Source organism: Corynebacterium uterequi (assembly GCF_001021065.1).
Lineage (GTDB): Bacteria > Actinomycetota > Actinomycetes > Mycobacteriales > Mycobacteriaceae > Corynebacterium > Corynebacterium uterequi.
Genome location: NZ_CP011546.1, coordinates 1059161 through 1077158, shown reverse-complemented (window position 1 = coordinate 1077158; position 17998 = coordinate 1059161). Strand labels below are relative to the sequence as shown.

General features: G+C 64.7%; 16 protein-coding genes. All 16 read right to left on the bottom strand.

Annotation, left to right across the window (positions count from 1 at the left end):
• Positions 1 to 41: 41 nt before the first annotated feature.
• The 16 genes from tyrS to pheS all read right to left on the bottom strand — a co-directional run bounded on the left by tyrS (position 42) and on the right by pheS (position 17935).
• Entirely contained in the window at positions 42 to 1313 is a 1272-nt protein-coding gene (gene tyrS, locus CUTER_RS05025; protein WP_047259506.1) for a tyrosine--tRNA ligase, read from the bottom strand.
• Positions 1314 to 1316: 3 nt separating this feature from the next.
• Positions 1317 to 1517: a Trm112 family protein gene (locus CUTER_RS05020; protein ID WP_047259505.1), complete on the bottom strand. Its 201-nt coding sequence runs from the start codon at positions 1515 to 1517 to the stop codon at positions 1317 to 1319.
• A gap of 10 nt (positions 1518 to 1527) precedes the next feature.
• Complete coding sequence (locus CUTER_RS05015; protein WP_047259504.1) at positions 1528 to 2169, bottom strand: hypothetical protein; 642 nt, start codon at positions 2167 to 2169, stop codon at positions 1528 to 1530.
• Positions 2156 to 3751, bottom strand: a complete 1596-nt coding sequence (locus tag CUTER_RS05010; protein WP_047259503.1) for a vWA domain-containing protein — start codon at positions 3749 to 3751, stop codon at positions 2156 to 2158. The genes CUTER_RS05015 and CUTER_RS05010 overlap by 14 nt, the downstream gene beginning before the upstream one ends.
• A complete protein-coding gene (locus tag CUTER_RS05005; protein ID WP_047259502.1) occupies positions 3751 to 4905 on the bottom strand; it encodes a hypothetical protein in 1155 nt (384 codons plus the stop codon). The genes CUTER_RS05010 and CUTER_RS05005 overlap by 1 nt, the downstream gene beginning before the upstream one ends.
• A gap of 45 nt (positions 4906 to 4950) precedes the next feature.
• Entirely contained in the window at positions 4951 to 6402 is a 1452-nt protein-coding gene (argH, locus tag CUTER_RS05000; RefSeq protein WP_047259501.1) for an argininosuccinate lyase, read from the bottom strand.
• Between the two features lie 47 nt (positions 6403 to 6449).
• Positions 6450 to 7655: an argininosuccinate synthase gene (locus CUTER_RS04995; RefSeq protein ID WP_047259500.1), complete on the bottom strand. Its 1206-nt coding sequence runs from the start codon at positions 7653 to 7655 to the stop codon at positions 6450 to 6452.
• Positions 7656 to 7704: 49 nt separating this feature from the next.
• Complete coding sequence (locus tag CUTER_RS04990; protein WP_047259499.1) at positions 7705 to 8208, bottom strand: arginine repressor; 504 nt, start codon at positions 8206 to 8208, stop codon at positions 7705 to 7707.
• A 39-nt stretch (positions 8209 to 8247) separates the two neighbouring features.
• Positions 8248 to 9210, bottom strand: a complete 963-nt coding sequence (gene argF / locus CUTER_RS04985) for an ornithine carbamoyltransferase (RefSeq protein WP_047259498.1) — start codon at positions 9208 to 9210, stop codon at positions 8248 to 8250.
• A 22-nt stretch (positions 9211 to 9232) separates the two neighbouring features.
• Positions 9233 to 10429, bottom strand: a complete 1197-nt coding sequence (locus tag CUTER_RS04980; protein ID WP_047259497.1) for an acetylornithine transaminase — start codon at positions 10427 to 10429, stop codon at positions 9233 to 9235.
• Positions 10429 to 11340 carry an acetylglutamate kinase gene (gene argB, locus CUTER_RS04975; RefSeq protein WP_047260615.1) on the bottom strand — a complete coding sequence of 304 codons (912 nt, stop codon included), beginning with the start codon at positions 11338 to 11340 and terminating at the stop codon, positions 10429 to 10431. Before argB ends, CUTER_RS04980 begins: the two co-directional genes overlap by 1 nt.
• Before the next feature lie 67 nt (positions 11341 to 11407).
• A complete protein-coding gene (gene argJ, locus CUTER_RS04970) occupies positions 11408 to 12559 on the bottom strand; it encodes a bifunctional glutamate N-acetyltransferase/amino-acid acetyltransferase ArgJ (protein ID WP_047259496.1) in 1152 nt (383 codons plus the stop codon).
• Positions 12560 to 12643: 84 nt separating this feature from the next.
• A complete protein-coding gene (gene argC / locus CUTER_RS04965) occupies positions 12644 to 13687 on the bottom strand; it encodes an N-acetyl-gamma-glutamyl-phosphate reductase (RefSeq protein ID WP_047259495.1) in 1044 nt (347 codons plus the stop codon).
• 48 nt (positions 13688 to 13735) lie between these two features.
• On the bottom strand, positions 13736 to 14206 hold the full coding sequence (locus tag CUTER_RS04960; protein WP_047259494.1) for a hypothetical protein: 471 nt from the start codon (positions 14204 to 14206) through the stop codon (positions 13736 to 13738).
• Positions 14207 to 14344: 138 nt separating this feature from the next.
• Entirely contained in the window at positions 14345 to 16864 is a 2520-nt protein-coding gene (pheT, locus tag CUTER_RS04955) for a phenylalanine--tRNA ligase subunit beta (protein ID WP_047259493.1), read from the bottom strand.
• Between the two features lie 24 nt (positions 16865 to 16888).
• Positions 16889 to 17935 (bottom strand): phenylalanine--tRNA ligase subunit alpha, encoded by a 1047-nt coding sequence (gene pheS / locus CUTER_RS04950; RefSeq protein WP_047259492.1) that lies wholly within the window; start codon positions 17933 to 17935, stop codon positions 16889 to 16891.
• Positions 17936 to 17998: the final 63 nt, after the last annotated feature.

Genomic DNA, 17998 nt, shown 5'->3' with positions numbered 1-17998 from the left:
CCTTGCCCCGGTCTTAGCCCCCGACCAAGGCAAGCCGTCGGCTAGGAGGCGTCGAACCGCACCCCGGCAAAATTCTTCTTGCCCTTGCGTAGAACCAGCCAGCGGTTATGCAGTAGGTTCTCCGGCTGCGGCGTCCATTCCTCGTCGGACACGCGCTCGTTGTTGACGTAGGCGCCGCCTTCCTTGATGGAGCGACGAGCCTCGCCCTTGGACTTCGCCAGGCCGGCTCCCACGAGGATGTCAACGATGCTTGCCTGCTCCCCCGCCTTCACCTCATAAACGGAGGTTTCCGAGAGCGCGGACGCGAGAGTTTTCTCGTCAAGGTCGCTGAGCTGCGCCTTGCCAAACAGTGCCTGTGAGGCCAGTTCGACGGCCGCGGTCGCCTCGGACCCGTGGACCAGGGTCGTCATCTCCTGGGCAAGTCGACGCTGGGCCTCGCGCTTGAAGGGGCGTTCGGCTACGGCCGTCTCGTACTCGGCGATCTCTTCCTGGGTGAGGAAGGTAAACCACTTGAGGTAGTTGATGACCACCGAGTCGCCTGCGTTGATGAAGTATTGGTACCAGGCGTAAGGGGAGGTCTGCTCGGGATCCAGCCAGAGCTTTCCGCCACCGGTAGACTTGCCGAACTTGTTGCCTTCGGCATCGGTGACCAACGGCACGGTCATGCCGTGGACCTTCGCCGAGTTAACTCGGCGGTTGAGGTCCACGCCGGAGACGATGTTGCCCCACTGGTCGCCACCGCCGATCTGCAGTACGCAGTCGTAGGTGCGGTGCAGGTGGACGTAGTCGTTCGCCTGCAGAAGCATGTAGGAGAACTCGGTGTAGGAGATACCATCGCTCTCCAGGCGTCGCTTGACGGTGTCCCGGTCGAGCATCGTGTTCAAGGAGAAATTCTTGCCCACGTCACGGAGGAATTCGATGACGTTCATCTGGTTCACCCAGTCGGCGTTGTTGACCATCACCGCATGGTTGGGCCGGGCGTCGTCGAAGTCCACGAAGGACCGCAACTGCTGCTGGATGGCAGCGAGGTTGTCGACCATCACATCCTCAGAGAGCATGGACCGCTCGCCGACGTCGCGCGGATCGCCGATCAGTCCGGTCGCCCCGCCTGCCAGGGTCAGCGGCCGGTGGCCGAACTCCTGGAACCGGCGCAGCATGATCATCGGCACCAGGTGCCCGGCGTGAAGCGAATTACCCGTGGGGTCGAAGCCGCAGTACAGGGTAATGGGGTTTTCGCAGGCTTCGCGCAAGGCGTCGAGGTCCGTGGACTGGTTAATGAGCCCACGCCACTGGAGCTCGTCGATGATGTTCATGAATTAATCCTCCTGATCGGTGTCCGCGGCGTTGGCCGGCCACGGTTGGGCTTCGTCGATGAGCATGACGGGAATTCCGTCGTCGATCCGATACGCAATGCCGAGCCGGTCATTGACAAGTACCTGCTGCTGGTCCAGATATCGCAGCGGACCATGATCCTGCGGGCACACCAACACCTCAAGCAATTGCGGGTCAAGAGTCATGGTTTCAACTCTAGCGCTGCGGCGGACCTGGCTCGTCATCGGGCGGAACAATCAAAGCAACGCCCGGCAGCGAGGTCGGACCGAATTGGAGCTGTGTCGCGCGGGTTGCGTCCTCCAGATCCATGAGAGTGTTATCGACGATGGCCTGATTCGTCTCTTCGAGGTAGTTGACGAGCAGGGCCAGGGCGTCGTCGACCTGAGCGACGGCCCGGGGATCGTTCGGGTTGGGGACCCGCAGGTAGCCCTCGGTGATTGTCGGCAAATGTACCTGGATGATCCCTCGCAGCGCCTCGCGCCGCTCCGGGACATCTGCCAGGTCCTCCCAGCGTGGGAGGAGCCGGGTGAGTTCCTCTCGGATGCGTCGCAGCTGGATTGCGATGGGATCCGGCAGTGCCCGACCGTAGAGGCTGCGCTCAATGCTCATGAATTTCTGGTGCAGTTCGGCCGGGCCGGCGGGTGGCAGTGCCTGTGGGCGCTGCTGCTGTGCAGGCGGAGTAAGAGCCACTCCGGCGCCATAGGCGGCGGCAGCGGCGATAAACCACAGCGAGCCCAACCCAAGGATGAGATGGGCGACGATGACGCCGATGGCGAGGAGCATGCCGACGAGGTTGCGCCGGGAGGTAAAGAACCTGGTCTTTTTATTGGTATCCACGGATCTCCCCAAATGCCTGGGCTAAGTCTCCGTTGAGCGCGTCGAAGACCTTTCCGCCGGTCAGCTCCGCGATGCGGTTCATTTCCGCGGCGTTACTTTCGCCGTAGAGGATGACGAAGACCGGGATCTGTTGCTGCGCCGGTGGTAGCTGGGCGTGGAATTGTTCAAACTCCGCCAGGCCGTCTCCGACGGTGACCTCGCCGTCGCTCATGAGCACAATCGAGGGAATGGTCGACCCATCGGCGGAGACGTGCTCGTAGGCCAGCTCCAGGGTGTCGTAGAGCGCGGTGTCGCCGTAGGCAACAAGGCTGGCGACGGCCGATGCCAGATCAGCGCGACCTGCTCCATCGGCGCCAATGGTGACGGCCGTGGGCTGGGCCGGGGTATCGGCAAAGGGCAGCAGGACGACGGATTCTCGCTCCCGCAGTCCCACTTTGGCGGTCGCAGTGGCGGCAGTGCCGTCGATGAGCGACTGCATCGTCGCCTGCAAGGCCGCCATGCGCTCGCCGGACATAGATCCCGAGGTGTCCAGAACATACGCCGTGTCGCCGGGTTTGCGCAGCTGGTGCTGGTACGCCGCCAGTAGCGCCTCAGTGACCGCGCTATCGCCGGGGGTAGGCAGTTCGATGAGCGTCTGAGTGCTCAGCCCTTCGGCCAGGTGTGCTTTCGGGTCGATGGGGCGCCGGTAGCTGTCCGCGACGACGTCGGGGTGATCGGCAATCCAATTGGCCAGGAGCTCGACGCGCTGCCGGTCCTCCGCATTGTCCGGACCGGCAATCGTCGACAGCGGGTAGTCAGCGGAGACCACACCATCGCTAGGGACAATGACGTGAATGTCCGCTCCGGACTCACGCATGCTGTGCAGCACTGATTCGTAGTTGATGATCGCGTCGACGCGCCCAGGCTCGGTGAGGAAGGTCTCGGCCAACCATCCGGAAGACCCGGAGGACATAGTCTGGCCGGCAAAGAAGCGCTGCAAGTTGGGGGCGATTCGCTGGATGTCGGCGACGGTAAGCGCGGCCCCGGTATCGGCTATGGCGGTAGCCACGGAGACCAGCGCCGAGAACCCCGAGTTGGACTCGCTGGGATCGGTCATACCGAAAGTGAACCGCCCGCCTTCGGCGGCATCGGCGATCTCCAGCCAGGTCGGGGCCTGGTTTACCCAACCAAGCTCGCGAGCCTTCGCTTCGGAGATGCCGAAGGCGACGGGTGAGGTGGCGGTGGAGTACTCGTCGGCGAGTGCATCGCGGGCCCCGATGAGGTCGACGTACCGATTCGTGGCAAACCAGGTGGCGCCAGCGTCGCCCAGTTGGCCGTCCTTGAGAAGCTGGGAATTCTTCAGTGTTCCGCCGGGGAACTCCATGACGATATCAAAGCCCAGGTCCCGGGCGGCTTCTCCTTCGATGACCTCTTTAAGATCGGTCAATTCGGTGGCGGCGACGATTTTCAGCGTGCCCCCAGGACTGGCAGGGCCACCCCTCGCCGAGTCGATGGCGGAGTCGATGGCGTCGGTGGTGCCACCGCAGGCAACGAGCACGCTGCCGACGATAACCAACCACAATGCAACCAGTCGTCGGGTCATCACTGCTGCTCCCCTTCCTCAGGCGGGGCCGCCGTCGCGTAGTGCATGCCGACCCCCTCAATAAGTTTCTCCAACGTGGCAAAGGCCGGCGGATCCACCGCTGGCAAGAACTCTGGCGGCGGCTCGACGCCCTTCTTGCCCAGTACCTCGGCGAAGAGAGCCGGGTCATGGGGCCGGAATCCATGCTCGGCCGCGAGCTGCTGCAATTCCGGATCGTCATTGAGCACGTCGGCTAGCCTCCGCCCCGATTCAGTCAGCGCGACGAGGGTGTGGTTGCTATGCACCGTGGGATCCGGATAAGCCAGCACCATGTCCTCACGGATGCGGGAATCCTTGCTCATCGCCTCCCCCAGGAACTGGGCTTCATACACCATGACCATCGGTTTCGAGCCGATGCCCTGAGATAGGTAATCGCCGAAGGGACCTGCGGAGGATCGTTCCGTATACCCCTGCTCGACGAACAGTGGGCGCACCCGGTCCACGGTCGCCAGAACCTCCCCCGATCCTGGCACCGCTCCGCCGTTGGCGACCCACGACACGATGGCCAGGTACATCGCTGCGGAATTGGAGCTGCGGACGTCGGTGGAGGCTATCTGAACGATGCGGGGATTGGGATAGTCGGGCGCCACGTCGCGCCAGCGTGTGCGCGCGGCGTTGAGTTCCATGAAGGCGGCGACGTCGATGTACCAATGCTCGCCCTCGCGCCGGGCCGCTCCAGCGCCCTGAAGGGCCTGCAGGATCGGTTCAAAGGTCGCTACCGCCATGGGCGAGTAGAACGGGGTGACCGAGCCGAGGTTATCCGGCATGGCCTCGCTGATCCTATCCGCGGTCGGGGACGACGATGGAAACGCGAAGTCGTAGTTTGCCAGGTCTTTCTCCGCCATGCTGCGGGATCCGGCGGTAGTAAATTCCACCCTCAGGCCCTCATCGGCCAAGGCATCGACGACCCGCGGGTCGTCGAAGAAAGGGGCTTTTTCCGAACCGATAATCCCTTGGACGACGTCATCGTCACCGAGCGGGGACGAGTGCTTCGAGAAAGGTAAAAAACGCTGCCCGGTGCCGAACACAATGGCGGCTACCGCGACAGCGATGAGGATGACCCCGATCAGGATCGAAACGCACGAACCTCGGCCTTCGCGCTGCTGCGAGTTCATGCCTTAACAGTAAACGGGCAGCAGCCTTTTCGCTCGGTACTCGGGCTATTTCTTGGACGGACGAACAGGGGCCTGCGCCCAGCGACGATGCTCGGCCGCCGCGGCTACGACGCGGTCGCGTTGCTCCGCTACCCGGACACCGGCGGTGCCGCCCCGGGTTGCACGGGAGGATACGGCCCCCTCCACGGTGAGCACCTCGCGGACGTCGGGGGTGAGCCGGGCGTCGACGCTGCGCAGTTCTTCGTCGGTCAGTTCGTCGAGACCCACCCCGCGGGCCTCGGCGATCCGCACCGCCGAACCCGAGGCTTCGTGTGCCTCTCGGAAGGGAACTCCGTGCCGAACCATCCACTCAGCCAGGTCAGTAGCCAGCGTGTATCCCGCCGGGGCCAGCTCCAGCAGCCGTTCGGGGTTAAACGTCAACGTAGCCACCAGGCCGGTCATGGCTGGCAGGAGCAGGCGCAACTGGGCCACCGAATCGATGACCGGCTCCTTGTCCTCCTGAAGGTCGCGGTTGTAAGCCAGGGGCATCGCCTTGAGGGTGGCGAGCAGCCCGGCAAGATTGCCGATAAGCCGGCCGGTCTTGCCACGTGTGAGCTCGGCGATGTCCGGGTTCTTCTTCTGCGGCATGATCGACGACCCCGTCGACCAGGCGTCGTCAAGCGTCGCGTAGCCGAATTCCGGAGTCACCCAATAGATGATCTCCTCCGCCAACCGCGACATATCCACCGCGGTCTGTGCTAGCACATAGGCTGCCTCGGCGGCAAAGTCACGGGACGCGGTGCCGTCCAAGGAGTTGTCACACGCCGAATCGAAGCCGAGCTCCTCAGCGATAGCCTCCGGGTCGAGGGCGAGCGAAGAACCGGCCAGAGCACCCGATCCGTAGGGCGACACGGCGAGACGCTTATCCAGGTCACGGAGTCGCTCGCAGTCCCGCAGCAGCGGGTGGGCGTGGCCCAGCAGCTCGTGGGCCAGCAGGATCGGTTGCGCGGCTTGCGAGTGCGTCTTACCCGGCATGATCGCGTCCGGGTGCTGCTTAGCCTGGGTTGCGAGCGCGTCGATAAGGTCCGTGATATCGGCGGCGGTGTCGCGGATGGCGTCGCGCAGCCACATCCGAAACAGTGTAGCCACCTGGTCATTCCGGGAGCGCCCAGCGCGGAGCCGGCCGCCGACCTCGGGTCCGACGCGCTCGATGAGGCCTCGCTCCATCGCCCCGTGAACGTCCTCATCCCCGGGGGCGGGAGTGAAGGCACCGCTGGCGACATCGTCGCCCAGGCGTTCCAGCCCGTCAAGCATGGTGGCGAGGTCATCGTCGCTGAGCAGTCCAGCGCCATGCAGCACCTTCGCGTGCGCCTGCGACGCTAGAACGTCGTACGGCGCGAGCACCCAGTCGAAATGGGTGGAGACGCTCAACGCAAACATGGCCTCGGAGGGGCCCCCGGCGAAGCGGCCGCCCCACAGGGCACCGTCATTGGTGGCGTGCTTTTCAAAGGTGGACATGGACGAGAGCCTTCCTGACTTCGACGGGTGACTGGTGGAGATGCCGGTTAGGATTCGCCGAACTGGCGGTCGCGGCGGTTAGCGATCTTGGAGGACAGACCGTGGAGCTGGACGAAGCCCTTGGCCAGGGTCTGGTCGAAGGTGTCGCCGGTGTCGTAGGTAGCCAGGTTGAAGTCGTAGAGGGACTGCTCGGAGCGGCGGCCGTTGACGACGGCCTTGCCGGCGTGCAGCACCATCCGAATATCGCCGGTGACGTGAGCCTGAGTGTCCTCGATGAACGCGTCCAGGGAGCGCTTGAGCGGGCCGTACCACAGGCCGTCGTAGACCTCCTCGGACCAGCGAGCGTCAATGAGCCGCTTGTAACGGGCCTGCTCACGCTCCAGGGTGACGTCTTCGAGGGCCTTGTGGGCGGTGATGAGGGCGACGGCGCCCGGCGCCTCGTAGACCTCACGGGACTTGATGCCCACCAGGCGGTCCTCCACCATGTCCAGCCGGCCGATGCCCTGGGCGCCAGCGCGGCGGTTGAGCTCCTCGATGGCTTCCAGCGGGGTCACCTTGCGGCCGTCGATGGCCACCGGGACGCCGGCTTCGAAGGAGATGATGATCTCGTCCGGGGCGTTGCCCAGGGCCGGGTCCTCGGTGTATGCGTAGAGGTCCTTGGTCGGCGGGTTCCACAGGTCCTCCAGGAAGCCGGTTTCCACCGCGCGGCCGAACACGTTCTGGTCGATGGAGAACGGCGAGGACTTCGACTGCTCGATCGGGATGTTGTTTTCCTCAGCGAAGGCAATGGCCTTGTCGCGGGTCCAGGCGTAGTCGCGCGCCGGGGCGATGATTTCCAGCTCGGGCGCGAGGCTCATGAAGGACACCTCGAAGCGGACCTGGTCATTGCCCTTGCCGGTGCATCCGTGGGAGACGTGGGTTCCGCCGTGGTCCTTCGCAGCCTGAACGAGGTGCTTGGTGATCAGCGGGCGGGAAATCGCGGAGACCAGCGGGTACTGCCCCATGTACAGGCCGTTGGCCTTGATGGTGGGCACGCAGTAGTCGTTGGCGAATTCCTCGCGGGCGTCGACAACGACGGATTCCACTGCGCCGGCGTCGAGGGCGCGCTGGCGGACAGACTCCATGTCCTCTCCGCCCTGCCCCAGGTCCAGGGACACGGCAACGACTTCACCGCCGGTCATCTTCGCCAAGTACGAGATGGCAACGGTGGTGTCCAGCCCACCCGAGTAGGCAAGCACGACGCGTGCAGTCATGAAAATTCTCCTTTAAGGATCTTCGGTGCAATCGGATGAAATACTACAGTTATTCGCTACTGCCCCGTAGCCGCGGGGTCGTTCCCTTCGGGGCCAGGGAAACGGCCAGGTCATGCCCCGACATCGGCTCCCGCGCCAGCAGGAAGATGGTGTCATCGCCGGCGATGCAGCCGACGACTTCTTCAAGCCCGGCGCGGTCAATGTGGCTTGCCAAGAACTGGGCCGCCCCCGGTGGAGTGCGCACCACGGCAGTGTTATAGGAACTGTCGACGGCGACGACGAGCTCGTCGAGGTGACGGCGCAGCCGCTCACGGACACCCAATGCGGCCATCGCGGCTTCCTCCGGGCTGAGAGTGTAGAAAGGCGGCCCGTCTCCGGGCCGGACCTTCCGGGCGCCCAACTCGTCGAGGTCACGAGACAGCGTGGCTTGGGTGACGGCGATGCCGGCGTCGCGCAGGCGGTCGAGCAACTCCGCTTGGGAGGATATGCGCTCGTGGTGGAGGATCTCGGTGATCGTGCCCTGACGGGCTGCTCTGGTGACGGTGGTGGCCATGGCGGGTGCTCTCCTCTTGAGGGGCGCGGCGGGACGGGGCTAGGACGACGGCTGGTTGGCCAGCAGCCAGACCAGGAGGGCCTTCTGCGCGTGCAGGCGGTTTTCGGCCTCGTCGAACACTCGGGAGGCCGGGCCGTCAATAACCTCCGCTGTGACCTCGTTGCCCCGGTAGGCCGGCAGGCAGTGCAGGAAGATTGCCTGCGCGCCGGCGCGCTGCATGATCTCCTCGGTGACTTGGTAAGGCATAAACGGGGTGCGGCGGTCCTTGCCGTCGTTCTCCTGCCCCATGGACACCCACGTGTCGGTGATGACGACGTCGGCGCCGGCGACCTCGGCCACGTCGGCGGTAACGGTCACCGTCGCGCCGGTGAGGGCGCCACGGGCCCGGGCTCGCTCGACGAACTCGGCGCGGGGGTGGAAACCAGCCGGGGCAATGATGGAGATATCCATCCCGGCAGTGGCGAAGCCGAGCATGTAAGAGTTGGCCATGTTGTTATCGCCGTCGCCGAGGTAGACGGCCTTGCGCCCCACCAGGCCAGCCGGGCCCTGTTCTGGGCACAGGTTTTCCACGCAGGTCTGCAGGTCAGCGAGGATTTGGCAGGGGTGCAAATCGTCGGTCAGCGCATTGATGATGGGGACAGTGGCCGTCTCCGCCAGGTCGGTCAGATTGCGCTGGGCATAGGTTCGCCACACGATGGCCTTGACGTAGCGCGACAGTACCGCTCCGGTGTCCTGAATGGTCTCACCCTTGCCCAGCTGTGAGGAGCCGGAGTCGACGACGATGGGGTGCCCGCCAAGATGGGCGATGAGAGCTTCGAAGGAGAAGCGAGTGCGCGTTGACGTCTTGTCGAAGAGCACGGCCACGGACTGCGGACCTTCGAGAGGACGACGGCTCAGTGGCGCCTTCTTAAGCTCGGCAGCGAGGGTGAGCACTTCTGCCTGTTCAGCGGGGGTGAGGTCATCGTCGGCCAAGAAGTGGCGAACGTTGTTGATGACGGTCATAACGTGGGAAAACCTCTCGTGACTAGGCGTTTAGGGGACGAACGTCGTGCAGGGTGGCGGCGATTCTGGCGGTCGCCTCGTCGAGCTCAGCGGCGGTGATAACCAACGGCGGGGTGAGCCTGAGGACGTTGTCTGCCGGTGCGTTGAGGATGACGCCGTGGTCCAAGCCTGCGTGTACGGCCTGCTTCGCGCACGGGGTATCCAGAACGAGGCCGAGCATGAGGCCGCGTCCGCGGACGTCGGTCACGCCGTCGATCTCGCGTAGCTGCTGCGCCCATCGGCGCCCCTTGGTAGCGACGTCGGAGCAGAACTGCTCGTCGACGACGCTGAGCACCGCCGTCGCGGCGGCGCAGGCGACCGGGTTGCCGCCAAAGGTGGTGCCGTGGGAGCCGGGAGTAAAGAGTGACGCTGCCCGACCGGTGGCCACGCAGGCACCGATGGGCAGACCACCGCCGAGCCCCTTGGCCATGGTGACAACGTCTGGGATGACGCCGGGTTCTGCCTGGTGGGCGAAGAACGTGCCGGTGCGTCCCACGCCGGTTTGCACTTCGTCGACGATCATGAGGATGCCGTTCGCGTCGCACAGGCGGCGAACGTCGGCCAGGAACCCGGCCGGGGCCGGGATGACGCCGGTTTCGCCCTGGATGGGTTCGAGGATGATCGCGGCGACGTCCTCGGCCGCTTCGGCGACCAGGGCGTGCAGGGAGTCGATGTCTCCATAAGGAAAGAACTCCACTCCAGCGGGCATCGGTTCGAAGGCCGCCCGCTTGGCGGGTTGGCCAGTCAGCGCTAGGGCGCCCATCGTGCGGCCGTGGAAGCCATGCTCCGCAGCGAGGATCCGCCGCCGGCCAGTCAAGCGGGCAAGCTTGAACGCGGCCTCGTTGGCCTCGGCTCCGGAATTGCCAAAGAAGACACGGGTGCTTTCCCCGGCGCCGAGGCGCTCCTTGAGTTGGGCCGCCACGGCGACCGCCGGTGCGGAGACGAAGAGGTTCGACACGTGCGCGAAGGAGGACACCTGCTGGGTGACCGCCTCGACGATGGCCGGGTGACCATACCCGAGGCTGTTGACGGCAATACCTGCCAGGAGATCGAGGTAGGTAGCGCCGTCGCTACCGATGAGCGTCGATCCAGACGCGTCGACGATGCTCAGCCGCGGGTGCCCGTAGGTGTTCATCATGACCTCCGGCCACTGGGCGTGCGCGGTGGGTGCGGGGTTCATTAGTCTTCGTCGTCCTTCCTGAACACGGTGCCGAGCGGGTAGTTCGCGCGGTCATAGTGGTCTGGCAGCACCATGGTGCCGATGCCGCCCATCGTCAACAGCTCCAGCAGCACGGAATGCGGTATGCGCCCATCGATAACGTGGGCCGCCTTGACGCCGGAGTTAACCGCCGACAGGCATGCTTCCATCTTGGGGATCATGCCGGAGTCCAGTCCCGGAACGAGCTTGGCCAGCTCAGAGGCCTCGATTTTGGACACCAGAGAGTCGCGGTTCGGCCAATCGGTGTACAGGCCTTCGATGTTGGTGAGCATGACCAAGCGTTCAGCGCCCAGTCCGGTAGCGATAGCGGCGGCCGCCGTGTCGGCGTTGATGTTATAGACTTGGCCGTCCTCATCCGGTGCGATACCGCAGATGACGGGCACCCGGCCGGCAGCTATGAGGGATTCGATGCTCTCCGGGTTCACGCCGACGATGTCGCCGACCAGGCCGATGTCCGTCGGTGTCCCGCCCACCTCAACGTAGCGTTTGCGCGCCTGAAAGAGATTGGCGTCCTCTCCAGAGCAACCGACGGCATAGGGCCCGTAGGTATTCATGAGGTTGACCAACTCGCGGCCGACCTGCCCCAGCAACACCATGCGCACGACGTCCATAACCTCCGGCGTGGTGACGCGGAAGCCGCCTTGGAACTCGCCGTCGATCCCCAACCGCTTGAGCATGGAGCTGATCTGCGGGCCCCCGCCGTGGACCACCACCGGTTTCGCGCCGACGGTACGCAGGAACACCATATCGGCAGCGAAAGCCGCCTTGAGCTTCTCGTCGACCATGGCGTTTCCGCCATATTTCACCACGACAATCTTGTCTCGGAAGTGCTGCAGCCAGGGCAGCGCCTCAGCGAGGACGTGGGCCCGCATCTCGCTCGTGAGATGCTGAACGATGTGGTGTGAGGAAGCGTTCACGGTGGCTCTTTTCCGGTCAGTGCTAGCTGGAGTAGGCGGAGTTGATCTCGACGTAGGCGTGGGAAAGGTCGGTCGTGCGCACCACGGCGGTGCCGGCGCCACCGGTACCGAGGTTCACGCGCACGGCGATATCGGTGCCGGAGAGATCGACCGAGCGGGCGTTGGGGGTGCCGGCCGAGCCGAGGCAGACCGCCTCGTCATTGAAGTAGACGTCGATGCCATCCGGGTCCAACTCAGCCTCGGCCATGCCGATGGCGGCCAGAACGCGGCCCCAGTTGGGATCGGAACCGAACATGGCGCACTTGAAAAGGTTGTCGCGCCCCAAAACTCTCGCGGCATTCAGGGCGTCAGCGTCGGTGCGGGCGCCCTCCACGGTGATGGTGACTCGCTTGGTGACGCCTTCGGCATCCGCCTGCATCTGCGCAGCCAGGTTCTCGCACGCGGCGAGGACCACGCGGTCTAATTCCTCCTGCTCGGGCATAACCCCGGAGGCGCCGCTGGCAAGGATGATCACCGTGTCGTTCGTCGAGGTCGATCCGTCGATGTCGAGGGTGTTGAAGGTTACCCCCACGGCCTTGAGGAGGGCCTGGTTTAGGGCGTGGGGGCTGGCGACAGCATCCGTGGTGAGGCACACAAGCATGGTCGCCAGCGACGGCGCCATCATTCCCACACCCTTGCCCATCCCGCCGAGGAGGAAGCCGTCGCCGTCGACGAGGACCTCCTTGGCCACGGTGTCGGTGGTGAGGATCGCTTCGGCGGCGGCCGCGCCATGGGGGCCAAGCCCGCCGGCAACCCCGGGGATGGCTGCGCGGAGCTTATCCATCGGTAGCGGTTCCCCGATGAGCCCGGTAGAGCACACTGCCACGTCCGAAACCTCACACCCAAGCTCAGCGGCGACGAGGGTAGCGGATTCGGCGGCGTCATGGTCGCCCTGAGCGCCATTGCAGGCGTTGGCGTTGCCGGAGTTGTACAGGACCGCGCTAAGGGAACCGTCGGCGATGTGGCGGCGGGTCAGCTTCACCGGGGAGGCCACAATCTTGTTACGGGTGAACGTGGCTGCGGCGTGGTGGTGCGGGCCAGTGTTCACTACGAGGGCGAGGTCCGACTTTCCGGACGGCTTAATGCCGGCGGCGCCGGCGGCGGCAATGAAGCCTTGCGGGGCAGTGATGGACACGGCGGACCTCCTTGAGTCTTAACAGTATGAGAGTGCACATTATCACAAGATTCACATATTTGGAATTTATGCACCCCGGTGCTGTTAAGGAGTCACACCCGCCCGCGCTAGACCGCTCGTCTCCGGCCAGCCAAGAGCCAGGTTCATGCACTGCACGGCAGCGCCGCCGGTGCCCTTGGTGAGGTTGTCAATGGCCGAGGTGGCCAGCAGACGGTGGGAGCGGACGTCGACCTCCGCCTGCACGTGACACATGTTGCTACCCACCACGTTCTGTGTCTGGGGCTGCTGCCCCGGCGCCAGCACCGCAACGAAGGGCTCGTCTCGGTAGAAGGCTTCATATACCTCGGATACCTCTTCCTGAGTCACCGCACGAGCCACACGGGCGGTGGCAGTGGTGAGGATCCCTCGTGGCAACGGCGCCAAAACCGGGGTGAAGCTCACCGTTACGGGCACGGTAGACACCTCGCCGAGGTTCTGCTCAATCTCCGGGGTATGCCGGTGCCGCCCAGCAGTGTTATAGGCCTTGAGACTGCCCATCGTCTCCGCCCCCAGCATTGCCACCGATGCCTTCTTCCCTGCTCCCGACACCCCGGTGACGGACGTGATCGCCACGTCCGGCTCAATGAGCCCGGCTGCCACGGCGGGTAGCAATGCCAGGGTGGCGCCCGTCGGGAAACATCCCGGCACCGCAATCCGACGCGCCCCGCTCAGTTGCTCACGATGTCCCGGCATCTCCGGAATTCCGTAAGGCCAGCTCCCCGGGTGCGGCAACCCGTAGTAGCTTTCCCACTCGGCGGCGTCGCGCAGCCGAAAATCAGCGGCACAGTCGATGACCACGGTGTCCTCGCCGAGCGCTCGGCCGATAGCCGCGGAGTGCCCGTGGGGAAGCCCGAGGAACACGACGTCGTGCCCACTCAGAGTGTCGACGTTAGTGTCCTCGATAATCCGATCGGCCAGCTGCGGCAGGTGTGGCATGAGATCACCCACTCGACTACCGGCGTTCGACGCCCCCGTCAATGCCCCGATCGACAATTCCCCCGACAGAAACTTCGGGTGCCCGAGCAGCAGGCGAAGGATTTCTCCGCCTGCATATCCGGTGGCACCCGCGATGGCTACTGAGATGGTCATGGCTTGAGCCTAGCAGGCCCAAGCGCACATTATGCAAGATTGCGTACTTTATGCACTTCCGGTGAAGTTGATACCACCCGGAGCGTAGTCCGCCGCCCCGGCCGGACCCACGTAGCCATACTCCCCCACGTCCGTCGCTACATGCAGTCCCCCGGCATTGTCCGCCCACAGTAGGTAGTGATTCATCACCACGGTCTCACCGGGCAGCAGCACCTTCTCCGCCGCAGTAGGTTCCTTGTTCCAACACACTACGTCCGAGCGCCCCTCGGCCAGGAGAACTCCCGGAACCCCATCTTCCTTCGCGCACGTCGGCATAGCCTCGTAGGCCTCATCTGTTGGAGAGGTGCAGACAATCTTTAGCCCGTCGACGCCGGGCCGAACCTCGCATTGCACCGGCGAATCCGTCCGGACGTAGAGAACCCCGGACTCCGCCGCCACAGAAAGCGGCGCGGCGATGATCGACGATGCCACCATCACGCTCGCAGCCGCTCCGGCGAGGGCCCTCTTCCGCGTCCACATGATCCGATCCTTCCCTTGAACTGGTTATCACCTCTGAGTTTATTGGAGATAACAACCAGCAGGAAAGACTCTCAACCATGTCGCAACGAAGCTGTGGCCCGTCCGTTACATTCCGACCCGGGCCGAGATTTGCACCGGCTAGGCGCGCATCTCCGCGCCGAAGCGTTCGCGCACTGCCTCTGCAGCTACCAGACGACGTTCGGAAGCCTCATCGTCCGTCAGCGTCCGGTCAGCAGCCCGGAAGAGCAGCTTCAAGGCCAGGGACTTCTTTCCCTCTCCCAGCTGCTCACCGCGGAAGACGTCGAAGAGCTCGACCGACTCAACAAGCTCCCCAGCGGCCTCGGCAACTACCCGGCGAACCTCCTCGGCCGGTACGGCCTCGTCCACCACCAGCGCAATGTCCTGGTGCAGGGCCGGGAACGCCGACAACACCGGCGCCGGAAGAACCGCGTCATAGGGCAGAGCATCGACGTTGAGCTCCATCGCGCAGGTGCGTTCCGGCAGGTGAGCGTCGGCGAGGATCTGCGGGTGCAGTTCGCCGGCGTAACCGACCACCACGCCGTCGACGAGCAACTGCGCACACCGGCCCGGGTGCCACGGCAGCTGGTCGCCGGCCGCCACGTCGAGCTCTACGCCAGCGGCGCGGGCGACGATCCGGGCGGACTCGACCGCGTCGGCCCACGTGTAGGCGCGGCCAGCGCCCCACGGCCCGGTGTGGTCCACCTCACCGGCAGCCACGGTCGCCACGTGCAAAGGCTGCTCGGGCAATGTGTCGATGAGCTGAGCAACCGTCTCATCCGACGGCCGCTGGCTCACATCCGGCATCGGGCTACGCTCGGAACGCTGGAAGGCCACCTGCTGGAGGCCGTAGAGGGTCACATCTGTCCGGCCACGAGCGACGTTACGGGCCAGCGCCTCCAGCATCGACGGCAGCAACGTGGTGCCCAGCACCGCATAGTCGCTGTCCAAGGGGTTACGGACGGAGACGACACCGCGGCGAGAATCGTCGGCGGCGAGGCCCCAATCATCGAGCACTGACGACGCCATGAACGGCGTCGGCAGGATCTCTGCGTACCCGCCGTAGGCCAGAGCGTGACCAATGGCCCGAGTACGACGCTGCCGTGCGGTCAACCCGGTACCGCCACGCGGAGTGGGAAGCACACTGGGAACCTGGTCAAGGCCCTCCAACCGGACGATTTCCTCGATGAGATCCTCCGGCATGGTGATGTCCGTGCGCCACGTCGGGGGCGTGACAGACACCACGCCGTCGCCGGCTTCTACGACGCGGGCGCCAATTTCAGCCAGGCGGCGCTGGACGGTATCGCGGTCGTAGGGCACCCCGATCAGCTTCGCCGGGTGGTCCACGTGCAGGCGAATCGGATCGGCCAGGGTGGGATCGCCGACGAGGCTGCGCACCGGCTCTACCGTGCCGCCGGCGATGGCGACGAGCAGCGCGCACGCGTAGTCCAGGGCGGTCTCCACGAGTGCAGCATCCACGCCCCGCTCGAAGCGCCGCGAGGACTCCGAGCTGATCTTATGGCGACGGCACGTGCGCGCCACCGCTCGCGGATCCCACACCGCGGCCTCGAAGTACACGTCCGTGGTGGTCTCGGAGATCTCCGACGTGGTGCCACCCATAACCCCAGCCAGGGACTGAATACCGGCCTCGTCACAGATGACAACGTCCTCGTCGCTGAGGGTGCGCTGCACATGATCGAGGGTTTCGAAGCTCTCTCCGGACACGGCATTACGCACGGTTAGCCCGCCGGAGATAACGCCGGCGTCGAAAGCGTGCATCGGCGTGCCCAGCAGGAACATGATGTAGTTGGTGACGTCGGTAGCTGCATTAACCGGGCGGGAGCCGAGCAACATGAGCTCACGCTGGAGCCAGAAAGGCGACTGTGCCTGCGGGTCAATGTCAGTGACCTTGCGTATGCCAAAGCGGCGGGCATTCGTCTCCTCCTTGACCTCGACGGCGAGGGCGTCGCCCGTCGGCTCAGGCACGACGGTGAGGTCAATCCCAGCGAGCGAAGGATCCTCAGCGACATCGCGGTAAACGAGATCAAACGCGCTAGCGATCTCGCGGGACAGGCCACGGGCAGACAGCGCATAGCCACGATCCGGGGTGATGTTGACGTCAAAGACAGTGTCATCCAGCCCAAGGATCTCACGAGCGTCCTCGCCGGGATGCCCGACCGTCTCTTCCAGGATGATGATGCCCGAGTTCTGCTTGGTAGCCAGCCCCAGCTCCGCCGCCGAACACATCATGCCGTTGGAGATGTGGTCGTAGGTCTTCCGGGCCGCGATCTTGAATCCGCCTGGCAGTTCAGCACCCGGCAGTGCGACGACGACGGTGTCACCGAGCGCGAAATTACGCGCGCCGCAGATAATACCCTGCAACTCGCCCGTCCCATTAGCATCGCCGACGTTGACCTGGCAGTAACGGATCGGCTTCTTAAAGCCGGTGAGCTCTTCGATGTGCTCCACTCGGCCCAGGACGATATCTCCGGTAGAACTCGGGATCGGTGCGTAGCCTTCAGTTTCGAAACCAACGCGAACGAATCCGGCGTCGAGCTCCGCAGCGCTGACGGACCACTGCGCCTGCGCCGGATCCATGCCGCGAAGCAGCCCGGTGAGCCAATTCTGTGCAATGTACATGGGTGTTCCTTCCGGGTTGAACTTCTAGGCCTGCACGCCGAACGGCAGGGTGAAACGAACGTCGCCTTCGACCATGTCGCGCATATCGGTGAGCCCATTGCGGAACTGCAGCGTACGCTCCAAGCCCATGCCGAAGGCGAAGCCGGAGTACTCTTCCGGGTCGATGCCCACCGCGCGCAGCACATTCGGATTCACCATGCCGCAACCGCCCCACTCGATCCAGCCGGCGCCGCCCTTCTTATTGGGGAACCAGACGTCAACCTCAGCGCTGGGCTCGGTAAACGGGAAGTAGTTCGTGCGCATGCGGGTGGTGGTTTCGGGTCCGAAAAGCACCTTGGCCAGGTGGTCGAGCGTGCCCTTGAGGTGCGCCATGGTCAAACCCTTGTCCACCGCCAGACCTTCTACCTGATGGAACACCGGGGTGTGCGTGGCGTCGAGCTCGTCGGTGCGAAACACCCGCCCCGGGCAGGCGATATACACCGGGACGTCGCGTTCCAACAGCGTGCGAACCTGCACCGGCGAGGTGTGGGTGCGCAGCACCTGGCGGGAATCCTCCGCGCCGATGTGGAAAGTGTCCTGCAGCGTGCGTGCCGGATGATCCGGCTTGAAGTTCAAAGCATCGAAGTTAAAGTACTCGGCTTCCACCTCGGGGCCTTCGGCGATCTCCCAGCCCATGGCAAGGAAGATATCCGCAATCTGCTCCTTCAAGGTGGTGATCGGATGCATGGCGCCGGTCTGCCGGCGGGTGGTCGGCACCGTGACGTCGACGCGTTCCGCGACGAGCCGGGCCTGCTTCTCCCGCTCCTCAAGGGCAGCAAGGGTCTGCGCGTAGTGCTTCTCCACTCGGCCACGGGCCATGTTGACGAAGCGTCCAGCGTCCTTGCGCTCGTTCTTCGGCAACGTGCCGATGGCCTGGCGAGCCTTCGCGATGACGGACTCCTCCCCCAGGTGGGTTCGGCGGGCCGCCTTCAGCTCTTCCGTGCTCCCCGCCGCATCGAAGCTGGCAATGGCCGCGTCCGCGACACTGCCGAGCGACGCCTCCGTGAGCTCCACCTGAGCGCTGTCAGTCACAGTTGTTCCCTTCTCCACGTACTTAAAAACGGTACAAGTGTAGCCACAGTCTAGTGAAGCACC

Bases quoted from the DNA above. Each gene is read 5' to 3' on its own strand.
- tyrS (WP_047259506.1), bottom strand. From the start codon at position 1,313: ATGAACATCATCGACGAGCTCCAGTGGCGTGGGCTCATTAACCAGTCC.
- CUTER_RS05020 (WP_047259505.1), bottom strand. From the start codon at position 1,517: ATGACTCTTGACCCGCAATTGCTTGAGGTGTTGGTGTGCCCGCAGGAT.
- CUTER_RS05010 (WP_047259503.1), bottom strand. From the start codon at position 3,751: ATGACCCGACGACTGGTTGCATTGTGGTTGGTTATCGTCGGCAGCGTG.
- CUTER_RS05005 (WP_047259502.1), bottom strand. From the start codon at position 4,905: ATGAACTCGCAGCAGCGCGAAGGCCGAGGTTCGTGCGTTTCGATCCTG.
- argH (WP_047259501.1), bottom strand. From the start codon at position 6,402: ATGTCCACCTTTGAAAAGCACGCCACCAATGACGGTGCCCTGTGGGGC.
- CUTER_RS04995 (WP_047259500.1), bottom strand. From the start codon at position 7,655: ATGACTGCACGCGTCGTGCTTGCCTACTCGGGTGGGCTGGACACCACC.
- CUTER_RS04990 (WP_047259499.1), bottom strand. From the start codon at position 8,208: ATGGCCACCACCGTCACCAGAGCAGCCCGTCAGGGCACGATCACCGAG.
- argF (WP_047259498.1), bottom strand. From the start codon at position 9,210: ATGACCGTCATCAACAACGTTCGCCACTTCTTGGCCGACGATGACCTC.
- CUTER_RS04980 (WP_047259497.1), bottom strand. From the start codon at position 10,429: ATGAACCCCGCACCCACCGCGCACGCCCAGTGGCCGGAGGTCATGATG.
- argB (WP_047260615.1), bottom strand. From the start codon at position 11,340: ATGCGGGCCCACGTCCTCGCTGAGGCGCTGCCCTGGCTGCAGCACTTC.
- argC (WP_047259495.1), bottom strand. From the start codon at position 13,687: ATGACCATCTCAGTAGCCATCGCGGGTGCCACCGGATATGCAGGCGGA.
- CUTER_RS04960 (WP_047259494.1), bottom strand. From the start codon at position 14,206: ATGTGGACGCGGAAGAGGGCCCTCGCCGGAGCGGCTGCGAGCGTGATG.
- pheT (WP_047259493.1), bottom strand. From the start codon at position 16,864: ATGTACATTGCACAGAATTGGCTCACCGGGCTGCTTCGCGGCATGGAT.